At 74.6% G+C, this 19,804-nt stretch carries 17 protein-coding genes and 1 pseudogene; 9 read left to right on the forward strand and 9 right to left on the reverse strand.

Translation table 11 applies throughout. The features are described from left to right. Positions 1-123: 123 nt before the first annotated feature. Positions 124-4,221, reverse strand: coding sequence for a polarized growth protein Scy (gene scy, locus ACQYWQ_RS22005; RefSeq protein WP_431036838.1), 4,098 nt, complete (start codon positions 4,219-4,221; stop codon positions 124-126). Positions 4,222-4,887: 666 nt separating this feature from the next. Between scy and ACQYWQ_RS22010 the strand changes: the two genes are divergently transcribed. Further along, positions 4,888-6,099, forward strand: coding sequence for an acetyl-CoA C-acetyltransferase (locus tag ACQYWQ_RS22010; protein WP_431036840.1), 1,212 nt, complete (start codon positions 4,888-4,890; stop codon positions 6,097-6,099). Positions 6,100-6,162: 63 nt separating this feature from the next. Here the strand turns inward: ACQYWQ_RS22010 and ACQYWQ_RS22015 are convergent, their stop codons facing one another. Beyond that, positions 6,163-6,543, reverse strand: coding sequence for a DoxX family protein (locus ACQYWQ_RS22015; RefSeq protein WP_431036842.1), 381 nt, complete (start codon positions 6,541-6,543; stop codon positions 6,163-6,165). A 340-nt stretch (positions 6,544-6,883) separates the two neighbouring features. On the opposite strand from ACQYWQ_RS22015, the gene ACQYWQ_RS22020 reads away from it, so the two are divergent. Both ACQYWQ_RS22020 and ACQYWQ_RS22025 read left to right on the forward strand, forming a co-directional pair. Continuing rightward, entirely contained in the window at positions 6,884-7,543 is a 660-nt protein-coding gene (locus ACQYWQ_RS22020; RefSeq protein WP_431036843.1) for a response regulator transcription factor, read from the forward strand. Beyond that, positions 7,540-9,015, forward strand: a complete 1,476-nt coding sequence (locus ACQYWQ_RS22025) for a sensor histidine kinase (protein ID WP_431036845.1) — start codon at positions 7,540-7,542, stop codon at positions 9,013-9,015. Before ACQYWQ_RS22020 ends, ACQYWQ_RS22025 begins: the two co-directional genes overlap by 4 nt. Positions 9,016-9,077: 62 nt before the next feature. Here the strand turns inward: ACQYWQ_RS22025 and ACQYWQ_RS22030 are convergent, their stop codons facing one another. From ACQYWQ_RS22030 to ACQYWQ_RS22045, 4 genes are all read right to left on the reverse strand, one after another. Next, positions 9,078-9,566, reverse strand: coding sequence for a MarR family winged helix-turn-helix transcriptional regulator (locus tag ACQYWQ_RS22030; RefSeq protein WP_431036847.1), 489 nt, complete (start codon positions 9,564-9,566; stop codon positions 9,078-9,080). Positions 9,567-9,648: 82 nt separating this feature from the next. Then, a complete protein-coding gene (locus ACQYWQ_RS22035) occupies positions 9,649-10,464 on the reverse strand; it encodes an AIM24 family protein (RefSeq protein ID WP_431036848.1) in 816 nt (271 codons plus the stop codon). Then, complete coding sequence (locus ACQYWQ_RS22040; RefSeq protein ID WP_431036850.1) at positions 10,461-11,111, reverse strand: AIM24 family protein; 651 nt, start codon at positions 11,109-11,111, stop codon at positions 10,461-10,463. Before ACQYWQ_RS22040 ends, ACQYWQ_RS22035 begins: the two co-directional genes overlap by 4 nt. Beyond that, positions 11,111-11,749, reverse strand: a complete 639-nt coding sequence (locus ACQYWQ_RS22045; protein WP_431036852.1) for an AIM24 family protein — start codon at positions 11,747-11,749, stop codon at positions 11,111-11,113. Before ACQYWQ_RS22045 ends, ACQYWQ_RS22040 begins: the two co-directional genes overlap by 1 nt. A gap of 412 nt (positions 11,750-12,161) precedes the next feature. Here ACQYWQ_RS22045 and ACQYWQ_RS22050 point away from each other — a divergent pair, with 412 nt between their 5' ends. After that, positions 12,162-12,506: a DUF3817 domain-containing protein gene (locus ACQYWQ_RS22050; protein WP_431036853.1), complete on the forward strand. Its 345-nt coding sequence runs from the start codon at positions 12,162-12,164 to the stop codon at positions 12,504-12,506. Next, positions 12,503-12,811 carry an MTH1187 family thiamine-binding protein gene (locus ACQYWQ_RS22055; protein ID WP_431036854.1) on the forward strand — a complete coding sequence of 103 codons (309 nt, stop codon included), beginning with the start codon at positions 12,503-12,505 and terminating at the stop codon, positions 12,809-12,811. The genes ACQYWQ_RS22050 and ACQYWQ_RS22055 overlap by 4 nt, the downstream gene beginning before the upstream one ends. Positions 12,812-13,201: 390 nt before the next feature. On the opposite strand, the pseudogene ACQYWQ_RS22060 reads toward ACQYWQ_RS22055, so the two are convergent. Then, positions 13,202-14,187: pseudogene (locus tag ACQYWQ_RS22060) on the reverse strand (DUF5937 family protein). A gap of 70 nt (positions 14,188-14,257) precedes the next feature. On the opposite strand from ACQYWQ_RS22060, the gene ACQYWQ_RS22065 reads away from it, so the two are divergent. From ACQYWQ_RS22065 to ACQYWQ_RS22075, 3 genes are all read left to right on the forward strand, one after another. Beyond that, entirely contained in the window at positions 14,258-15,715 is a 1,458-nt protein-coding gene (locus tag ACQYWQ_RS22065) for an MFS transporter (RefSeq protein WP_431036855.1), read from the forward strand. Positions 15,716-15,736: 21 nt separating this feature from the next. Then, positions 15,737-16,243 (forward strand): MarR family winged helix-turn-helix transcriptional regulator, encoded by a 507-nt coding sequence (locus tag ACQYWQ_RS22070; RefSeq protein WP_431036856.1) that lies wholly within the window; start codon positions 15,737-15,739, stop codon positions 16,241-16,243. 67 nt (positions 16,244-16,310) lie between these two features. Beyond that, positions 16,311-16,685 (forward strand): DUF3817 domain-containing protein, encoded by a 375-nt coding sequence (locus ACQYWQ_RS22075; protein ID WP_431036858.1) that lies wholly within the window; start codon positions 16,311-16,313, stop codon positions 16,683-16,685. A 208-nt stretch (positions 16,686-16,893) separates the two neighbouring features. Here the strand turns inward: ACQYWQ_RS22075 and ACQYWQ_RS22080 are convergent, their stop codons facing one another. Then, a complete protein-coding gene (locus ACQYWQ_RS22080) occupies positions 16,894-17,595 on the reverse strand; it encodes an SDR family NAD(P)-dependent oxidoreductase (RefSeq protein ID WP_431036859.1) in 702 nt (233 codons plus the stop codon). A 112-nt stretch (positions 17,596-17,707) separates the two neighbouring features. On the opposite strand from ACQYWQ_RS22080, the gene ACQYWQ_RS22085 reads away from it, so the two are divergent. After that, entirely contained in the window at positions 17,708-18,643 is a 936-nt protein-coding gene (locus ACQYWQ_RS22085; RefSeq protein ID WP_431036861.1) for a helix-turn-helix domain-containing protein, read from the forward strand. 217 nt (positions 18,644-18,860) lie between these two features. On the opposite strand, the gene ACQYWQ_RS22090 is transcribed toward ACQYWQ_RS22085, so the two are convergent. Next, positions 18,861-19,535, reverse strand: coding sequence for a TetR/AcrR family transcriptional regulator (locus ACQYWQ_RS22090; RefSeq protein WP_431036862.1), 675 nt, complete (start codon positions 19,533-19,535; stop codon positions 18,861-18,863). Between the last annotated feature and the right edge of the window lie 269 nt (positions 19,536-19,804).

A 19,804-nucleotide genomic window follows, 5' to 3' on the forward strand; every position in this document is an offset into this window, starting at 1 on the left:
CGATCCACCGTCAACACAGCGCCCCCACAGGACGACTGACCTGCCGTCGTCACCGGGGGCACCGTCTCTCCGGCTCGCACACCCGCGGCACTCCGGACGTTGTGCGCACTCCTGACACTGTGACTACCGCTCCGTCTGCTTTCCACCCGAACGAGTCGATCCGGCCACGGCCCCCGCCTTGACGCCGCTCTGCGCGTCCCTGCCGCCCGCGCCCTTCCCGGACCCCTCGCCCGACCCGCCGGCGCTCTTGCCGCCGGGGGCCTCGAAGTTCTCCAACGCCTCCAGTACGTCCTGGACACGGCCGATCTCGGCATTGATGTCCTGCCGGCGCCGCACCAGGATGTCCAGTTCGCGCTGCCCCTCCGTCGTGATCCGCTCCGCCTCCGTCTTCGCGTCGGCGATGAGCCGGTCGGCGAGCGCCTCCGCCTCGGTCTTCTTCTGACCGGCCTCCTTCAGGAGCGTCTCGGCCTTCTTGACCGCGGCGATCCTGACCTTGCCCGCCTCCGAGTTGGCGTCGGCGAGGAGGTCCTTCGCCTTCGCCTCGGCCTCGGCGAGCTGCTCCTCGGCCGCCTTGACGAGCGCGTCGCAGCGCTCGCCCGCCGTACGCATCGCCTCCGCCGACTCGCGGCGCGCCCGCTCGTGCAGCTCCTCGATCTCCGTCGTGATCCGCTCGCGCAGCTCCTCGGCACGCTCCCGCACCCGGGTCGCGTCGCCCCGCGCGCCGACGAGGAGTTCGTCCGCGTCCGCGCGGGCCTTCTCGACCGCCGCGTTGCCCTCGGCACGGCCCTCGGCGACGATCCTTTCGGCCTCGGAGCGCGCGGCGCCCACCATCCGGTCGGCCTGCTCCTCCGCGTCGGCCGTCGTCTTGAGCGCCGCTTCGAGCGCCTCGTTCGACAGCTTCTCGGCCTCCGCGCTCGCCTCCGACACGAGCCGGTCGACCTGCTCGGCCGCCTCGGTACGCCGCTTGTTCGCCTCCGCGCGCGCCTCGTCGAGCAGCCGCTGCGCCTCGGCACGCGCCTCGGTCCTGACCCGCTCCGCCTCCTCGGCCGTACGGGCCGTCAGCTCCGCCGCGCGCTCCTTCGCCCCGCGCTCGGCCTCCCGGGCGTCAGCGGCGGCCGACTCGGCCTCGCCGCGCAGCTGTTCGGCCGCGGCCTTCGCCTCGATGAGCAGCCGTTCCGACTCGTCCTTGGCGCGCGTGAGCCGCCGGTTCGCCTCCGCCGTCGCCGTGACGACCTCGCGCTCGGCCTCGGCCGCCGCCTCCTCGCGCTGCCGCGCCGTCTCCGCCGCGACCCGCGCCGTCAGCTCCTCGGCCTCCGTGCGCGCCCCGGTCAGGAGCGTGTCCGCCGCCTCGGCTGCCTCGGTACGGATACGGTTCGCGTCCTCGCGGGCCTCGGCCCGCGCCGCCTGCGCCTCGCGCTCGGCGTTCTCGCGCTCGGCGGCCAGCGCGGCACGTACCTGCTCCGCGTGCCGCTCGGTCGAGGTGCGCAGCTCGTCGGCGGCCCGCTCCGTCTCCGTCCGCAGCGCCTCGGCGGCCCGCTCGGTCTCGGTGCGCAGCTCGTCGGCGGCCTGCTCCGACTCCGTCCGCAGCCGCTCGGCCGTCTCCTGGGCCCCGGTGCGCAGCCGCTCGGCCTCCTCGGCCGCCTCGCGCACCGTGTGCTCGGCCAGCTCCGTGGCCTGCGTGCGCTCCTCGCGCGCCTCGGCCCGCAGCCGCGCCGCGTCCTCGCCCGCCCGCTCGCGCTCCGCGTAGGCGTCCGCGCGGACCCGGTCCGCCTCCTCCTGCGCCTCGCTCCTCGTCCGCTCGGCGGCGTGCTCGGCGGCCGCGCGCAGCCCCTTCGCCGCTTCCTCGGCCCGCTCCTCTATGCCCGCGACGGCCTCGCGCGCCTGCTGCGCGGCCTGCTCGGCGGCCGAGACGAGTTCCCCGGCCCTGGTCTCCGCCTCCTCGACGAGCCGTACGGCCTCGGCCTCCGCCTCCTCGACGCGCGTGCGCGCCTTGGTCAGCAGCTCCTCGGCCCGCTCGCGCGCCCGCTCCCGCTCCTCGCCCGCCTCGGTACGCGCCGACTCCAGCGTCTCCTCGGCCGTACGCCGCCGCCGCTCGGCCTCCTCCTGCGCGGCGGCCAGCTCCTCGGCCGCCTGCGTCGTGACCCGCTCGGCAGCCGCCGCGGCCTCGGCGCGCAGCCGTTCGCCGGTCTCCCGCGCCTCGTTGCGTACCCGCGCCGCCTCGGTCTCGGCCTCGGCGCGCAGCCGTACGGCGGTGGTCTCGGCCTCGGCGCGCGAGGCGGCGGCCTCCTCGGCCGCCTCGGTGCGCAGCCGCTCCGCCTCGGCCTCGGCCTCCTCGCGCACCGCCCTGGCCCGCTCGGCCGCCTCGGCCCGTACCTTCTCCGCGTCCTCCGCGCTCGCGGCGCGCAGCCGCTCCGCCTCCGCACGCGCCTCGCTCAGCGCCTCCTCCGCGCTCGTCAGGCGCTGCTCGGCCTCGGCACGCAGCCGCGTCAGCTCCTCGGCCGCGTCGTCCTTGAGCGCCTGCGCGGCCCGCTCCGCCTCCGCGCGCAGCTCCGCCGCGGCCTCCTCGGCCCGTACCCGCTCCGCCTCGCCGCGCTCGGCCGCCTCGGTCGTGAGCCGCTCGGCCTCCGTCCGGGCCTCGGCGAGGAGTTCCTCGGCCTGCTCGTGCAGCGCGCGGGCCTTCTGCTCACCCTCGGCGCGCGCCTTCTCGGCGTCCTCCGCCGCCGTGCCGCGCAGCTCCTCGGCGTCCGAACGCGCCTTCGTGAGCAGCTCCTCGGCGCGACCGGCGGCCTCCTCGATCTGCTGCACCGCCTCGCGCCGCGCCTCGCCCCTGATGCGCTCGCCCTCGGCGACCGCCTCGGCGCGCAACTGCTCGGCCTCGCCGCGCAGCCGCCGCGCCTCCTCCTGGAGCTCGACGGTCCGCGCCCGGTACTCCTTGGTGTCGTCCTTCGCCGCGCCGCGCAGCTCGTCGGCCGCCGCCTCGGCCTCGGCGCGCAGCCGGTCGGCCTCCGCCTGCGCCTCGCCCTTGATCCGTTCGGCCTCGTCGGAGGCGGCGCCCGTCGTCGCGCGCGCGTCCTCCTCGGCCTTGTGCAGCACCTCCTCGGCACTGCGCGCCGCCTTCGCGAGCGCCGCGGCCGCGTCCTCGGCGGCGGAGCTGCGGGCCTTCTCGGCCGCCTCGGCGAGGACGCGCTCCGCCTCGGCGACGGCCTCGTCCCGCTCCCGTACCGCGTCCGCCTTGAGCGCCTCGGCCTCCTTGGTGGCCTCGCTCACCAGGCGCGCGATCTGCTCCTTGGCGGTACGGGTGCGCAGCTCGTTGTCCGCCTCGACGGTGGACAGGACCTTCGCGGCCCGCTCGTCGGCCTCGCCCGTGACCTTCTCGGCGGCGGTACGCGCCTCGCGCAGCACCCGCTCGGCCTCGGCGAGCCGCTTCTCGGCCGCCCTGGCCTGCTCGGCGGCCTGGCGGCGCGCCTCCTCGGTCTCGCTCGCGGCGGAGGCGCGCAGCCGCTCGGCGTGCTCGGTGGCCTCCTGCGCCTGCGTGGCCGCGGAGGAGAGCAGCCGCTCCGCCTCGGCGCGGGCCCGGCGGACCAGGCCGTCCGCCTCGGCGCGGGCACTGTCCGCCTCGCCGCCGATGCGCTGCCTGGTCTCCTCGACGAGGCGCTGCGCCTCGGCGCGCGCGGCGGCAAGCGCCCGCTCGGACTCGGCGCGCGCCTCGTCCACGAGCTGCCTGGCCTGCGCCTCGCTGCGGGCGCGCAACTGCTCGGCCCAGGCGACATTCTCGTTGACGTGGGACTCGACGGTCGCGCGGCGCTCGGCCAGCTCCTGGTCGAGCTGCTGACGGCGGCTCGTCGCCTCCTGGTGCAGTTCCGCCTGGAGCCGCGCCTGCTGCTCCGCGTGCTCCTGGAGCAGACGCTGGGTGCGGGAACGGGCCTCGCGCAGCTCGCGCTCGGCGTCGATGCGCAGCTGATCGGCCTGCATCTGCGCGGTACGCAGCATCTGCTCGGCCTGGTAGGCGATGTCGCCGTTCTCGTACCGAGGACGGAGCGCGAGCGCGCGCCGCGCCTCGTGCAGCTTGGCGCGCAAGACCTCGACCTGGTAGCCGAGGTCGTCGGCGTGCTGGACGGCCTTCTCCCGATCGGTCTTCAGCCGCTTCATCTCGGCTTCGAACCGTGAGAGGTGGTCGTCGTCAGCAGCTTGGTGGCTCTCCTGGCGTTCGTAGCCCCGCACCGCGCGGTCCCATCCGTCCCCTGGTCGTGACACTCCGAGCGAGCCCGCCCGCCCTTCGGACGTGCTCCGGTCCTGCGGGGACCCGTCCGGCGGACCGGTTCCCTTCGTGCGGGTGCCCGCCCTGCGGGCGTGCTCCCGTTGTGCGGGTACCCGTCCTGCGGACGTGCTCCCGTCTTCCGGGGAATGGTGTCAGACAGCCGCCCCGGCGCGCACCGCCGCCCCGACAACGCCCCGCCACCCGGACCCCGGCCCGCGACCCCGCGATCACGACCGCGTGGCCGGGCCCACGGTCGCGACCGGGAGCCGGGGGCCAACCCTACCGGCACCCCTATCCGGAGGTCAGTCCTCCGTCAGCTTCTCGCCAGGCGAGGCTCTGTCACGTGGCAGGCACACCGGCGCGCAGGCGCTCGGCGGTGTGCCGCGCAGGCGCGGGGCGGCGGGCGGCGTACGTGCGGGGCGGCGTGCCGCGTACGTGTGTGTGGGGGGCGTCGCGTACGTGCCCGGTGGTGCGCCGCGTACGTGCTCGGTGGTGCGCCGCGTACGTGCTCGGGCGCGCTCGTGCGCGGGGTGCGCCCCGTCACACGTACGGGCCGGTGACCGCCCGCTCACCGCTCAGTACATTGAGGTAAACCCTCGTTCACTCTCACTGCATAGGGGCTGTGCGTCATGGCTGGAACAGCTGGAACCCAGGGCACCACGTCCGTGATCGTCGCGGGCGCCCGCACCCCGATGGGCCGCCTCCTCGGCTCGCTCAAGACCTTCTCCGGCACGGACCTCGGCGGCTTCGCGATCAAGGCGGCCCTGGAGCGGGCCGGGATCGGCGGGGACCAGGTCCAGTACGTGATCATGGGCCAGGTGCTCCAGGCGGGCGCCGGGCAGATCCCCGCGCGCCAGGCCGCCGTCAAGGCCGGCATCCCCATGAGCGTGCCCGCGCTCACCGTCAACAAGGTGTGTCTCTCCGGGCTCGACGCGATCGCGCTCGCCGATCAGCTCATCCGCGCCGGTGAGTTCGACATCGTCGTCGCGGGCGGTCAGGAGTCCATGACCAACGCCCCGCACCTGCTCCCGAACTCCCGCGCGGGCCACAAGTACGGCGCGATCGAGATGCTCGACGCGATGGCCCACGACGGGCTCACCGACCCCTTCGAGAACATCGCGATGGGCGAGTCCACCGAGAAGCACAACACCCGACTCGGCATCGCGCGCGCCCCGCAGGACGAGTTCGCCGCGCTGAGCCACCAGCGCGCGGCCGCCGCGCAGAAGAACGGCACCTTCGACGCGGAGATCACACCCGTCGAGATCCCGCAGCGCAAGGGCGAGCCCGTCCTGTTCACCACGGACGAGGGCGTACGGGCCGACACGACCGCCGAGACGCTCGGCAGGCTCCGCCCGGCCTTCACCAAGGACGGCACGATCACCGCGGGCACCTCCTCGCAGATCTCCGACGGGGCCGCCGCCGTCGTCGTGATGAGCCGCGCCAAGGCCGAGGAACTCGGTCTCGAATGGCTCGCCGAGATCGGCGCGCACGGCAACGTCGCCGGGCCGGACAACTCCCTCCACTCCCAGCCGTCGAACGCGATCAAGCACGCGCTCTCCAAGGAGGGCATCGGCGTCGAGGCCCTCGACCTCATCGAGATCAACGAGGCCTTCGCCGCCGTCGCCGTGCAGTCGATGGCGGACCTGGGCGTCACCCCGGAAAAGGTGAACGTGAACGGCGGCGCGATCGCCCTCGGCCACCCGATCGGCATGTCGGGCGCCCGCCTCGTCCTCCACCTCGCCCTGGAGCTGAAGCGCCGCGGCGGCGGCGTGGGCGCGGCGGCCCTGTGCGGGGGCGGCGGGCAGGGCGACGCGCTGGTGGTGCGGGTACCGAAGAAGTAGGAGGCAGGGGAAAGGGGCGGACTCCGTGCGGAGAGTCCGCCCCTTTCCCCTGCCCGCCCGGCCTCACGCCGTCAGCGTGCTCACCAGCGTCGCCGCGCACAGCACGAGCATCCCGCTCGCGTTCAGGAAGAGGTTGCGGCCGAAGTCCCTGGCCCGCACGTGCGCACCGATCGCGAGCAGGAAGTAGAGGACGAGCGCCGCCGAGGTCACGACGGCGAGCGGCCGCCACCAGATCCCGGCCACGAGCCCGGCCGCCGACGCGGTCTTCACCACCGGGAGCAGGCGCCACCAGGGGCGCGGCAGCCCGACATCGGTGAGGCAGTCGCGCACGAAGCCCACCGGACGCAAGCAGAGCACGGCGTCGACGAGCTGGACGAGCGCGAGGGCGGACAGGGCGAGGAGCGGGGCGAGAGGGGCGGGATGCGCGTGCTGCGGCCATTCCACGGCGGGCCTCCGGTGCGGGAGCGGGCGGCTTCGCCGGGATGACCGGGCAGGGGGCGCGAACGTGACAGGACTCGGCCGCGGGGACCCTCCGCCAGGGCGAGCCCGCCCGACGCCGGGGGCGGGGCGGGGCGGGTGAGTGACGAGGGTGGCGGGAGCGGGAGCGGGGGCGAGGGCGGCGGAAGTGGGGTCGGGGCGGGGCGGTGAGGGCGCCGCGGGCGGGGACGGGGGCGAGGGCGGTGAGGGCGGCGGGAGCGAGGACGGGCCGGGGCGGCGAGGGCCCCGGAGGCCGCGTGAAGCTTCCTGAAGGCCGCTTCAGGGAGGATTTGGCAGGCTGTGCGGCATGCGCCTGCTGATCGTGGAGGACGAACGCCGTCTCGCCCGCTCCCTCGCCCTGGGCCTCGGTGCCGAGGGATACGCCGTGGACGTCGCGCACGACGGGACCGAGGGCCTGCACCGGGCGACCGGGGGCGGCTACGACCTGATCATCCTCGACCTCATGCTCCCCGGCATGAACGGCTACCGCGTCTGCGCGGCGCTCCGCGCGGCGGGCGACGAGACGCCGATCCTCATGCTCACGGCGAAGGACGGCGAGTACGACGAGGCCGAGGGACTCGACACGGGCGCCGACGACTACCTCACCAAGCCCTTCTCGTACGTCGTCCTGCGCGCCCGCGTCAAGGCGCTGCTCCGGCGCCGCGGCACGGGAGCGGCGCCGGTGCGCGAACTCGGCGCGCTCCGCGTCGACACCGGCGCGCGCCGCGTCCGGCTCGCGGGCGAGGAGATCCCGCTCACGGCGAAGGAGTTCGCGGTACTCGAACACCTCGTGCTCCGCGCCGGGCAGGTCGTCCCCAAGGCCGACATCCTCGAACACGTCTGGGACTTCGCCTACACGGGCGACCCGAACATCGTCGAGGTGTACGTGAGCGCGCTGCGCCGCAAGCTCGGCGCCGGTCTCATCCGCACCGTGCGCGGCGCCGGGTACCTCCTGGAACGGCCGTGAGGCGCCTCCTCGGTTCCGTACGGGCCAGGGCCACCGTCGCGGCGACGCTCGTCGTCGCCCTCGTCCTCGTCGCCGCGGGCACCGCCGTGGTCCTCTCGCTGCGCGCCAACCTCGTCGACCGCGCCGGGGCCGACGCCGAGTCCGCGGCGCGCCAGGTCGCCGCGCGCCTCGCGAGCGGCACCCCCTGGGACGCGCTCGACCTCCCCGACGATGACGACGAACCCGTCCAGATCGTCGACGGCACGGGCCGCGTGCGGGCCGTCAGCGAGGACCTGGAAGCCGTCAGCGGGACGGGGACGAGCGGCGTCAAGCCGTTCGCCGGCCCCGCGCCCCGGCCCGGCGCGCTCGACGACGACGTGAGCCTGAGCGACGGCGAGGCCGTCATCGACGGCGACAGGGACACGTACCGGTGGGCGGCCGTCGAGGTGAAGCCGCAGGAGGACGACGATTCCAGGGACGACGACGAGGAGGACTCCCCGGGCTCCTCGGGTGGCTCGGGCTCCTCGGGTGCCTCCCGCTCCCCGGGGGACGACGACGCGCGGACGTTCACCGTCTACGCGGGGGCGCCCCTCGACGCCGCCGACGGCGCCGTGCGCACCGCGCTCACCGTCATGCTCATCGGGCTGCCCGTGCTGCTCGGCGTCGTCGCCGCCGTCACCTGGGCCGTGACGCGGCGCGCGCTGCGGCCCGTCGAGGGCATCCGCGCCGAACTCGACGCCATCACCGGCTCGCGCGACCTCGCCCGCCGCGTCCCCGAACCGGCGACCCACGACGAGATCGCGGCCCTGGCCCGTACCACCAACGCGACGCTGGCCGCGCTCGAAGACGCCGTCGACAAGCAGCGCCGCTTCGTCGCCGACGCCTCGCACGAACTGCGCAGTCCCATCGCCTCGCTGCGCACCCAGCTCGAAGTGGGCGCGGCACACCCGGAGCTGCTCGACCTGGACGGGGCGGTGGAGGACACCGTGCGACTCCAGCACCTCGCCGCCGACCTGCTGCTCCTCGCCCGGCTCGACGCGGGGGAGCGGCCCCCGGACCGCCTGGTACGGCTCGCGGACCTCGCCGCCCGGGAGGCGGCGGAGCACGGCCTGCGCGCCACGATCGAGCCGGAGCGGCCGGACGGCTACGCGGTACGCGGCTCGGCCCCGCAGCTCGGGCGCGTCCTCGGCAACCTCATCGACAACGCCCGCCGCCACGCCCGCTCCGAAGTGACCGTGCAGGTGGGCCAGGAGGGTCGCGAGGCGGTCGTGACGGTCTCCGACGACGGCCCAGGCGTCCCGCCCGGCGAACGCGCGCGCGTCTTCGAACGCTTCGTCCGCCTCGACGACGCCCGCGCCAGGGACGAGGGCGGCGCGGGCCTCGGCCTCGCCATCGCCCGCGACGCGGCCCACCGCCACGGGGGATCGCTGACGGTGGGCGAACGGCGGGGCGGGGGAGCGGAGTTCGTGGTGCGGGTGCCGTTGGCGCAGTGAGGAGGCGAGGAGGGCGGGAGCGTGGTGCCGCGGCCGAGGGGTGCGCGGAGGGCCGGGGCCGTTCAGCGTTCCCCGCGTGCCTCGCGCAGCCCTTCGGCGATCGGGCGCAGGAAGCCGTGCAGGGTCGTGAGCTGCTCGGGCGTGAGACGGTCGATGAAGTGGCGTCGCACCGAGGCCACGTGGTGCGGGGCGACCTGGCGCATCGTGGTGAGGCCCGGCTCGGTGAGCACGGCGAAGAGGCCGCGCCTGTCCGACTCGCAGTTCTCCCTGCGGACCAGGCCCGCCTTCTCCAGGCGGGTGATCTGGTGCGAGAGGCGGCTCTTGGACTGGAGGGTCGCCGCGGCGAGATCGCTCATCCGCACCCGGTGCTCCTCGGCCTCCGAGAGGTTCACCAGGATCTCGTAGTCGTTCATCGTGAGCCCGAACGGCTGGAGATCACGTTCGAGCTGGTGGGTGAGGAGCCGGTTCACTTCCAGGTGGGTGCGCCAGGCGCACTGTTCGTCCTGGCTGAGCCACGGTGTGGCCTCGCTCGTCGTCTTCTCCGTGTCCATGAGGACATTCTACCGAAGAAGTTGAAACCCGTACGAAATCTGGGGGTGAGCTGCCCCACGAACAGCCACCTTAACCCGCCCGCTACAGCCCGAATCTCCGCTGGATGTCCCCCAGCTGCCCCGGCATCCTGGGCTTGCCCTGCGTTCCGCCCGGCGTGTGGCCGGGCATTCCTGGGCGGCCGGGGGCCCCGCCGCCCGGCACGCCCGGTTCCGCGGGTGCCGTACCGATGTCCTTCTCCGCCATGAGCTGCTCGCTCGACTGGAGGAGTACGGTCCCGGCCCCGACGAACTCGAACTGATGCTCCTCGCCGGAGGCGCCGCCGAGCCCGGTGAGGGCGCGGACGCCGCCGAGGAAACCGCTCAGGTAGCCGTGGTCGTAGTGGTGGCACGGCGAGGGGCAGTCCGCCCAGCCCACGAGCGCCTGCGGGTCCACGCGCAGCGGCGGCTCCATGAAGACGACGGGACCGTTGGAAGCGGCGATGAACTTTCCCGTGCCGATGAGGGTGAGGAAGCCGGGCACGATCGACTGCTTGAGCGCGAGGCTCGGCTCGTAGGCGAGGAGATTGCCCGAGCGGACCGTGAGGTTGCCGTCCTCCAGGTCGAAGCTGTTGACGTCGAAGGCCCGGTCCGCGAGGAGCATCTTGCCCTCGCCCTCGGCCACGACCCAGTCGCTCGCGTGCAACGGCGAGTGGAAACTCGTCCGCAGGAGCCGGTCGAAGCGCCCGCTGCCGATCCCGTCGAAGGAGATCCGCCCGTAGTAGGCGATCATCTTCCCCTTCTGGAGAAACCACTGCGAGCCGCGCAACTCCACGCAGAACGTGTACGCGTTGACGTTGTCATCGGCGGGCAGCGACCGCGGGTCGAGGACGGGCGTGCCGTCGGGGACGAGGGGGTTCACAGCTTCTCCTCCGATGCCTGCACGAAGACGGCGCCCTGCCCCGACAGCTCCAGCTGGAACGCCTCGCCCGAGCCCCGGCCCACCATGTCGCGCCAGCCGAGGGCCGTGGAGAGCTTGTTCCGCACCTCGCCGTAGTGCGCCACGTACGCCTGCGGATCGACGTGCACGGAGCGCCCGGGCGTGATCGGCAGCTCGATGACCCCGCCGTGCGCCATCACCGCGACGGCGCCGTGCCCCTTGAGCGTCGTCGTGAAGAGCCCCTGGCCCGTCACCTGGCCGCGCACCAGCCCCCTCACGCCGCCCTGTGCGCCGAGGAAGAGCGTGCCCTGCTGGAGCGAGCCGTCGAAGGCGAGCAGCCGGTCCGCCTCGACGCACAGCGTGTCGCCCGACAGGTTGACGACCTGCACGTGGTGCCCGCCGTGCCCGAAGAGCACCGTGCCGTGCCCCTCGACCGTCATGAGCGGCGTCGCCTCCCCGGCGACCCGACGCCCGATCATCGACATGACCCCGCCCTGGCCGCCGGTCACGTTCGGCGTGAAACTCACCTCGCCCCGGTACGCGAGCATCGCGCCGCGCTGGCTGAAGAGCCGCTGCCCCGGCAGCACCTGCGCCTCGACCATCTTGGAGTTGATCTCCCTGAACGGCATCAGAGGTCACCCCCGAACGTCTTCCGCTCGCTCGGCTGCACCCACACGACACCCTCGCCCTCGAAACGGATCTGGAAGGCCTCGCCACCGCCTTCTCCCATCACCGTGCGGAAGTTGACGCCGGACTGGAACTGCTGGCGCAGCTGCCCCTGGTGCGCCACGTACGCGCCGGGGTCGACCTGGAGCGGGTAGGCGGAGCTGACCCGCAGCGCCATCGCCGGACCGTCCGAGAGCAGCGCCGCCTGCCCGCTCCCCTCGACCGTCGTCGTGAAGAGCCCCTGCCCCTGGCTCGCCCCGCGCAGCCCCGTGAACGTCGTCCCCGTCCGCAACCCGCCGTCCGTGCACAGCAGATTGCTCGCCTCCACGTACAGCTTCTCGCCGCGCAGGCTCACCACGCTGATCTCCGTCGCCTTGTCGGCGAACCAGCAGGTGCCCTCGCCGCGTACCTCCATCACCTCCATCTGCTCCCCCGTGAGCCGGCGCGTGACCATGCCGCGCAGGCCGTCGCCGCCGCCGGTGAGCTTCTTGAAGTTCATCCGCCCGTCGTACGCGACCATCGAGCCGTTCTTGGCGCGCACGGCGTCGCCGGTGAGCTGGACGGCGAGCACTTTGCTGCCCTGGAGTCGGAGGTGAGCCACGCCTTCGAAGGTACTGGGCGCGGGGCGGCACGGGGAGCCGTTTCGACCCTGATTCGACCCTGAGATCCGACCCCGAGAGACCTCAGGGGCGCGCGGGGCGCGCGGGGCGGCGTGCGGCGCGTGAGGGGCGCGCCCCGGCTGCGGGCGGACGGGTGGCGTGAGCGGGGGCGTGAGGGGCCGGGGCGAGCGGGGGCGCGGGCGGGCCGTGAGCGGCCGGAGTGAGCGGGAGCCGTGAGCGGGGGGCCGCGAGGCGTCGGAGTGAGCGGAGCCACCCCACCCCCGTCGCTCCCCGCCCCGGTCGGCTGCGAGAATGAGGCGGCTTGTGCGCGCGTTCACAAGATCGCGTGAGTGCCCGCACGGGTATCCCCATCCCGTCCGCTCTCCCCTGCCCCCCGACCGAAAGTTCCGCGCCGTGGACATCAAGACAGCCTCCGCCCTCCGCCGCCTCCGCCTGGTCTCGGCCCCCGAGGCGGTCTCCTTCCTCCTCCTTCTCGTGTGCTCGGTCCTCAAGCGCACCACCGACTTCAATGCCGTGCCCGTCATGGGCATGGTCCACGGCGTCCTCTTCGTCCTCTACGTGATCTTCTGGATCGACGCCTGGAACCGCGCCAAGTGGTCGGCCGGGCGGGGCATCCTCTACTTCGTCCTCTCCGTCCTGCCCACCGGCGGTTTCTTCGCCGAGCGCAAGCTCAAGCGCGAGGCGGAGGACGCCGTCATCGCGGGCCGTGCCCGCCGCGAAGGGATCGTGAACGCGTGATCGTCGCCTTCTCCGTCTCCCCGCTCGGCGTCGGCGACGAGGTCGGCGCGTACGTGGCCGAGGCGGTCCGCGTCGTGCGCGAATCCGGCCTGCCGCACCGTACCGACGCGATGTTCACGAGCATCGAGGGCGAGTGGGACGAGGTCATGGACGTCGTCAAGCGCGCCACCGCCGCCGTCGAGGCCCGCAGTTCACGCGTCTCGCTCGTCCTCAAGGCGGACATCCGCCCCGGCGTCGAGGACGGCCTCACCCGCAAGGTCGAGACGATCGACCGCATCCTCGGCGAGGACACCCCGAAGTCCTGACCCGTCCTTCCCGGCCCTGGCCCCCTGGCACGTGTGCGAGGGGGCCACGTGCTGTCCGGGGTACGGGGCGGAGCGGGCGGGGTGCCCGAGGCGAGGGGCGGCGGCTCGGTCCCGTACGGACGGACCGTGTGGCCGGCGCGTGGCGTGCGCGGAGTGCGTCAAGGAGCCACGCCGCTGTCGTGGAAGCCGGGAATTCGCGTCACCGCGAAGAGTGAGACGGTGGGCGAGTTTCGCCGAGTTATCCACAGATTCGGCGGGATGGGGCGGTGCGGGGGGAGATGTGGGGGAGGATGGTATTGGGGTCGCCCCCCGGGAGGGAGGGGGCTGCCCACACGGGGGTTGTGCCGCGAGCCGCCCCACCGCCGGCGCCGCCCACCCTCTGCTCCCCCCTCACCCCCGCCCCTCCGCCAACGCCGTCCCCAGCCCCGTCCGCCGGTACACCACCTCCCGCCCGTACCGCCGCGCGTGCAGAAGGCCCGCGGCGCGCAGGGCCGTCAGGTGCGCCGAGACGGAGGAGGGGGCGAGGCCGAGGCGCTGGGCGAGGCCGCTCGTCGTGCCCGGGACCGCGAGTGCGGCGAGCACCGTCGCGCGGCCCGTGCCGAGGACCCCGACGAGCGCGTCCGGCGCCCGCTCGGGGACGCCGGTCCACAGCGAGGCCAGTCCGCGTGCCGGATAGACCAGCGTCGGCTGGAAGGGCTCCTCCACCCCCGTCACGATGTCGGGCCACGTGTGGACGCTCGGCATGAGCACCAGGCCCTCGCCCCGCAACCACCGTTCGTGGTGATACGCCTTGTCCACCGTGAGCGTCCGGCCCTCCCAGCGCACCCGCGTGTCCAGCTCGGGCAGCAGCCCTCCGAGCCCCACCTCCGCGAGCCGCCGCGCGTGGTGCGCCACGTCCGCTTCGAGCAGGGCCCGCAGCCGGGGCCACTCCGGCTCCACGAGCGCGTGCCACGCCCGTTCGAGGAGGTCCGCCGTCTCCGCCACGGCCCGCGCGGGATCGGCGAGCAGCCTCCGCCCCCACGCCGACTCCGTACCGCCCCGCACCGAGCGCAACGCCGCCGCGAGGTGTCCCTGCGCGCGTCGAGCGGATCGGTCGCGCGTACCCGCGCCAGTTCGTCGCCGATCTCCGCCGTCGCGCCGAGCGGGGGCGGCGCCCAGAAGTCGGGGGAGTGCCCCCGGTGCGGCATGAGCCGCCACAGCGGGCGCAGGTCGAGCCCCGCGGCCGCCTCGCGCATCCACTCCAGGCGCCCCTGGTGGTACGGGAAACGGTCGGGCCTGGTCAGGGTACGGACGGCCTCCTGCGTCTCCCACAACGGCGAGACGGCGAACCGGCACCGCAACAAATCCCGGTCCCCCAGGTGCAGACGCTGCGGCATCGCTCACCACCCCGATTCGGCAGAGGCCGAAACGATACGCGCCACGCGCCCGCCCCCCGAAGCTCACCCCATGCCCGACACCCCACCCCTCGCCACCCCGCAACCCACCCCATCCGCCTCGCCACCCGCTCCCGCGCCGGACCTCGCGTCTGCCTCCGCTCCCGCGCCGGACCTCGCGTCTGCCTCCGCTCCCGCGCCGGACGCCGCGTCTGCCTCCGCTCCCGCGCCGGACCCCGCACCTGCTCCCGCCCCCGCGCCGAACCCCACGTCCGCCCCCGCCCCCGCGCCGGGCCCCCGCTACCTCACCCTCTTCCGCCTCCCCGAGTTCCGCGCCGTCTTCCTCGCCCACCTCTGCTCCCTCCTCGGCACCGTCGTCAGCGAGATCGCCCTCACCGTCCTCGTCTTCTCGCTCACCGGCTCCCCCTTCCTCTCCGCCCTCGCCTTCGCGCTCGGCTTCCTGCCCTACCTCGTCGGCGGGACCCTCCTCGCCGGGCTCGCCGATCGCTGTCCGCCCCGGCGCGTGCTCGTCGGGTGCGATCTCGTCTGCGCCGCCTGCGTCGCGGTCATGGCGCTGCCCGTCACGCCCGTCGCCGGGCTGCTCGCGCTGCGCGTCGTGCTCGCGCTCGTCGCGCCCGTCTTCGCCGGGACCCGGATGGCCACGCTCGGCGACATCCTCGGGAACGGGGACGCCTTCGTCCTCGGGCGCTCGCTGCTGCGGATCGTCTCGCAGACCGCACTCCTCGGCGGGTACGGCGTCGGCGGGCTGCTCCTCGTGCTCGTGCCGCCGCGCGGCGCGCTCCTCGTCACGCTCGCGACCTTCCTCGGCTCCGCCGCGCTCCTGCGCTGGGGTACGCGGCACAGGCCCGCCCGGGCCCGTACCGGCGCGGGCGGCCTCGTCCGTGACTCGCTCTCCGGCGTCCGTGCCGTGCTCGCCCTGCGTGCGCCCCGCCTCGCGCTTCTCCTCTTCTGGCTGCCCCCGGCCTTCGCCGTCGTCCCCGAAGGGCTCGCGGCCCCCTACGCCGCCTCGCTCGGCGTCGGCGGAGCAGGTCTCGGGCTGCTCCTCGCCGCGCTCTCCGCGGGGATGATCACCGGCGAACTCCTCACCGGCACCCTCGCGAGCCCCGTGACCCGCGCCCGCATCGCCCTCCCGCTCGCCGCGCTCGGCACCCTCCCGCTCGCCCTGTGCCTGCTGCGCCCCGGCTACGTACCGCTTCTGGCACTCCTCTTCGTGACCGGCGCCTCCGCCGCGTACACCCTCGGCCTCGACCGCTGGTTCGTCGACTCCGTGCCGGAAGCCCTGCGCGGCCGCGCGATGACCGTGCAGACCGCAGGGCTCATGACCGCGCAGGGGCTCGGCACCGCGCTCGCCGGTGCCGTCGCCGAGCACCTCGCGCCGCACCTCGTCGTCGCCGGCGCCGGGCTCGCCGGTACCGTCTGCTGCCTCCCGCTCGCCCTCGCCGCGCGCCGCGCGCGCCGTGCCGCGGACGCCCCGGGGCCGAAGGGTGAGACGGGGCTGACCACAATATGACCGGCCGGTAGGGTCGGGGGTGTGCCGAAGCCGCTCAGTCTCTCCTTCGACCCGATCGCCCGCGCGGATGACTCCTGGCGGCAGCGGTGGGGACACGTCCCCTCGATGGCCGCGATCACCTCGATCATGCGGGCCCAGCAGATCCTCCTCGCCGAGGTCGACGCCGTCGTCAAGCCGTACGGACTGACCTTCGCGCGCTACGAGGCGCTGGTGCTGCTCACCTTCTCCAAGGCGGGTGAGCTGCCGATGTCGAAGATAGGCGAGCGGCTCATGGTCCACCCCACCTCGGTGACCAACACCGTCGACCGCCTCGTGCGCTCCGGTCTCGTCGCCAAGCGCCCCAATCCGCAGGACGGGCGCGGCACCCTCGCCTCGATCACGCCCAAGGGCCGCGAGGTCGTCGAGACGGCGACGAAGGACCTCATGGACATGGACTTCGGCCTCGGCGCCTACGACGCCGAGGAGTGCGCGGAGATCTTCGCGCTCCTGCGCCCGCTGCGCGTCGCCGCGGGCGACTTCGAGAGCTGACCAGCGACGACACCCGTCGCCCGGACCCGCGTACCGTTCGCCCGATCCGCCCGGTTAGGCTCGCCCCATGAAGAAGAGCGTGCTGACCCGCTACCGCGTGATGGCCTACGTCACCGGTGTGCTGCTGGTCCTGCTGACCCTCGGTGTCATCGCCAAGTACGTGCTCGACATCGACGGCGCTTCCGGCCCGACCCGGGTCATCGCCATCGCCCACGGCTGGCTCTACGTCGTCTACCTCGTCGTCGCCTTCGACCTCGGCTCCAAGGCCAAGTGGAAGGTCGGCAAGCAGCTCTGGGTGCTGATCGCGGGCACGATCCCCACGGCCGCGTTCTTCGTCGAGCGCCGGATCACGCCCGAGCTGGAGGCCAAGGTCGCCGCCCAGGAGGCGAAGGCAGTCCCGCCCGCCCGCGCCGCCGCCGGCGCCGAGGCCAAGAAGGGCTGAGGCCGGAGAAGCCTCTTCGCACGGGCCGCGCACCCACGCCGCCCGCGCGCCCACGCCGCCCGCGCGCCCACGCCGCGCACGGGTGCGAGCGTCGGCAGGCTACGCGTACGAGGCCGGGCCCCGCTTCCTGAGCGGTGCCCGGCCTCCTCGTGCCCGTAGCCGTTCTGCCTCAGCCCCGCGTCACCACGCCCGCGTCACCAGCCCCGCGTCACCACGGCAGCGTTCCCACGCGGTCCACCGCGCGCCCCGTGCCCGCCGAGGCGTCCTCCGTGGCGAGCGCCACGATCGCGTCGGTGCCCTCCCGCACCGTCTGCGTGCCCGTGTGGTGGTTGAGGTCCGTCGCGGTGTAGCCGGGGTCCGCCGCGTTGAAGCGGACGCCTTCGACGCCGCGCGCGTACTGCGTCGTGAGCATCGTCACCGCCGCCTTGGACGAGGTGTACAGCGGCGAGACGACCGAGTACTCGACCCGCTCAGGGTCGTGCGTCAGCGTCTGCGAGCCGAGCCCGCTCGTCACGTTCACGACGCGCGGGTCCGCCGACTCGCGCAGCAGCGGCAGGAAGGCGTGCGTCATGCGCACGACGCCGAGGACGTTCACCTCGTACACCGCGCGCGCGTCGTCCCCGGTGAGAGCGGCGGCCTCCTTGAAGGGGCCCGTGATGCCCGCGTTGTTGATCAGGACGTCGATGCGGCCCTCGTGCGCGGCGACGTCCTTCGCCGCCGCCTCCACGGACGCCGCGTCCGTGACGTCGAGCGCCACCCAGCGGCCCCCGACCTCCTCGGCGACCGCCCGGCCCCGCTCCGGGTCACGGGCGCCGACGAGGACGGTGTGGCCGAGTGCCGACAGGCGGCGCGCTGTTTCGCGTCCGAGGCCGCGTGCGGCCCCGCTGATGAGAGTGATCGTGGTCGTCATGTCTTCGAGAGTGCGTCTCCGGTACGCCCGTATCCAGGCACCCTTCGACGGTAGGAACGCCCGTACCACCTTCGCCGCGCCCCCGGAGGCCGTGCGCTCGTAGGCTGGCCGTATGACCACGACGGATGCCGAGGGGCTCGGCGCCACGCTGCGCAGGTGGCGCGACCGGGTCAGCCCCGAGGAGGCCGGGCTGCCCGCGGGCCGCGGACGGCGCGCGAAGGGGCTGCGGCGCGAGGAACTGGCGGCGCTCGCCGGGCTCTCCGTCGACTACGTGGTACGGCTCGAACAGGGCCGCGCCGACCACCCCTCGGCGCAGGTCGTCGCCGCCCTCGCCCGCGCCCTGCGCCTCGACGCCGACCAGGACGAGCACCTGCACCTGCTCGCCGGGCTCCGCCCTCCTGGCGTCCGTCCCGTGCCCCGTACCGTCTCGCCGGGGGTGCGCCGTCTGCTGCGCAGGCTCGGTGACGCGCCCGCTTCGGTCTTCGCCGCCGACTGGACCCTGTTGTGGTGGAACCCGGCGTGGGCCGCGCTGCTCGGCGACCCCGGCCCCGGCCGCCTGAACCTCATCCGCAGGCGCTTCCCCGTGCCGGGCGCGACGCGCGCGGACGGCCCCGTCCCGGTCGAGTTCAGCGATCCGGCGGGTACGGACCGTACGTTCGTCGCCGACCTGCGCCGCGCCCTCGCGCGCTACCCGGGCGACCCGGACCTGCTCGCCCTCCTCGCCGAGACCCGTGCGGGCAACGCGCGCTTCGCCGCGCTGTGGGACGAGGGGCTCGTGGGCCGCCACCGCGAGGACCGCAAGACCATCCACCACCCCGACGCGGGCCCCCTCACGCTCGACTGCGACGTGCTCCTCGACGAGGAGCACGACCAGCGCGTCGTCCTCTACACGGCGGCACCCGGCTCGCGCGAGGAGGCCCTGCTGCGCGGGCTGACGGAGCGGGCGCCGAGGACGACGGTCCCGGGCGGTGGTACGGGGCCGGGCGGCAGCGGTACGGGCCCGGGGGCCGGTGGTTCGGGCCCGGGGGGCCTCGCGCGGGGCGCGTGAGCGCTCACCCCGCACGCCCGCACCCCCGCACGCCCGCACGCCCGCACCCCCGCACCCCCGCACGCCCGCACGCCCGCACGCCCGCACCCCCGTGCTCCCGCACCCCCGTGCTCCCGCACCCCCGGCAACCTCGTCTTCGGGCCTGGGCCCGCGCTCGCGCTCGCCTCCCGGGGCCTCGCTGCCGCGGGCCGGAAGTCCCCCCCGATCACCTCCGTGTTCAGTGCTCCAGGCCCTCGATGAGGAGGGCGGCGAGGCGCAGTGACCACTCCTCGTCGACCGGCTCCGCGCTCACCAGCGCGCGGTGCACGACCGTGCCGGCGATGACGTCGAAGATGAGGTCAGCGTTGCGGGCGGCCGAGACGGGGTCGGTGTCGCGGGGGATCTCGCCGCGGTCCTGGGCGCGGCGGCGGCCGAGCAGGACGAGGCGTTTCTGGCGGTCGACGATGGCGGAGCGGATGCGGTCGCGCAGCGCCTCGTCGCGCGTCGACTCGGCGATGACGGCCATGAGGGACGTACGGGTCTCCGGGCGGTCCAGGAGCTGCGCGAAGCGCAGTACGACGGCGGAGACATCGCCCGCGAGGCTGCCGCAGTCCGGGAGTTCGAGTTCGTCGAAGAGCACCGCCACCGCGTCGACGACGAGTTCGTTCTTTCCGGCCCAGCGCCGGTACAGGGTCGTCTTCGCGACGCCCGCGCGGGCCGCCACGTCCCCGAGCGTCAGCCCCGACCACCCCGACTCGACGAGGACCTCGCGCGTCGCCGCGAGGATCGCCGCGTCGGCGGCGGCACTGCGCGGCCGCCCGGAGCGGTGCCGCTCGGGCGGCGACGGAGCGGGCGGCGCGGCCGGGGCAGCGGCGGGTTTCGCGCCGGACGGAGGGAGGTCGGAGGCGGGCATGGCGTGACCATACCGGCCAGTAGCACTGCGGCGTGTGAACGAGATCACCGCGCGCGCGAGAGCTTCAGGAGTTACGCTACGACTCGTAGCGAAAGGCTTCTCGCCCTGGGCGAGTGCTTCGAGCGACAACCGCGCCCGGGGTGGGGACCCCGGGAACCCGTGCCGCACCCGCCGCCCCGCGTGGTGCGCGCACACCCCGTACGAGTGACGTCGTGCGGTCGAAGGAACGGTCCGCCCCCGGGGGGACGCGGGGAGAGCCGGTGCATCCT

The sequence above is a fragment of the Streptomyces sp. P6-2-1 genome (genome assembly GCF_050613165.1).
Classification (GTDB): domain Bacteria; phylum Actinomycetota; class Actinomycetes; order Streptomycetales; family Streptomycetaceae; genus Streptomyces.

Bases quoted from the DNA above. Each gene is read 5' to 3' on its own strand.
- ACQYWQ_RS22030 (WP_431036847.1), bottom strand. From the start codon at position 9,566: ATGGACACGGAGAAGACGACGAGCGAGGCCACACCGTGGCTCAGCCAG.
- ACQYWQ_RS22085 (WP_431036861.1), top strand. From the start codon at position 17,708: ATGACCACGACGGATGCCGAGGGGCTCGGCGCCACGCTGCGCAGGTGG.
- ACQYWQ_RS22020 (WP_431036843.1), top strand. From the start codon at position 6,884: ATGCGCCTGCTGATCGTGGAGGACGAACGCCGTCTCGCCCGCTCCCTC.
- ACQYWQ_RS22080 (WP_431036859.1), bottom strand. From the start codon at position 17,595: ATGACGACCACGATCACTCTCATCAGCGGGGCCGCACGCGGCCTCGGA.
- ACQYWQ_RS22075 (WP_431036858.1), top strand. From the start codon at position 16,311: ATGAAGAAGAGCGTGCTGACCCGCTACCGCGTGATGGCCTACGTCACC.
- ACQYWQ_RS22010 (WP_431036840.1), top strand. From the start codon at position 4,888: ATGGCTGGAACAGCTGGAACCCAGGGCACCACGTCCGTGATCGTCGCG.
- ACQYWQ_RS22090 (WP_431036862.1), bottom strand. From the start codon at position 19,535: ATGCCCGCCTCCGACCTCCCTCCGTCCGGCGCGAAACCCGCCGCTGCC.
- ACQYWQ_RS22065 (WP_431036855.1), top strand. From the start codon at position 14,258: ATGCCCGACACCCCACCCCTCGCCACCCCGCAACCCACCCCATCCGCC.
- ACQYWQ_RS22040 (WP_431036850.1), bottom strand. From the start codon at position 11,111: ATGCCGTTCAGGGAGATCAACTCCAAGATGGTCGAGGCGCAGGTGCTG.